Here is a 568-nt window from a genome sequence, read left to right as displayed (position 1 = left end):
ATGACACGTCGTATGTATTCGCGTTTCGAAACACCTACGTCAGGTGCCCGTCTGGCAAATACGACGCGCCACGGCATCGATTAAAAAACCCATTCACAATGTCAAAGATCTGCGGGCAAATCCCGCGTAACCGGCCCTAAAGCCGGAACTGTTTCGCTTCATCTCTGGAGTATCTTCGATGCGCCACTTCAAAAGAAGTGGTGGAGCCTATCGGGATCGAACCGATGACCTGATGCTTGCAAAGCAACCGCTCTCCCAGCTGAGCTAAGGCCCCATAATGATAAGGATGGTGGGCCGAGCAAGAGTTGAACTTGCGACCTCACGCTTATCAGGCGTGCGCTCTAACCACCTGAGCTACCGGCCCATCCTCGCCTCAAACTGACCAATTGGCCGCGGGCGGCAGATAAGCCAGCTCAGGCATACAGCACCTCGCGGTGCTATCTCCAGGATGAAGGGACATGAGGACGACGGCAATGTTCTTTGAAAAGGAGAGAAGCTCTTCCAAACGCGAAGTCTGGCGCTTTCTGTCCGATCCTTAGAAAGGAGGTGATCCAGCCGCAGGTTCCCC

General features: G+C 54.4%; 2 tRNA genes. Both read right to left on the bottom strand.

Annotated elements, in window-relative coordinates:
* Window positions 1-198 precede the first annotated feature (198 nt).
* Window positions 199-274, bottom strand: a tRNA-Ala gene (locus ACI3K3_RS25805).
* Between the two features lie 13 nt (window positions 275-287).
* Window positions 288-364, bottom strand: a tRNA-Ile gene (locus ACI3K3_RS25800).
* Between the last annotated feature and the right edge of the window lie 204 nt (window positions 365-568).

Source organism: Novosphingobium sp. ZW T3_23 (assembly GCF_044987305.1).
Lineage (GTDB): Bacteria > Pseudomonadota > Alphaproteobacteria > Sphingomonadales > Sphingomonadaceae > Novosphingobium.
The sequence above is the reverse complement of the archived record's forward strand: the minus strand, read 5'-3'. Positions and strand labels throughout refer to the sequence as shown.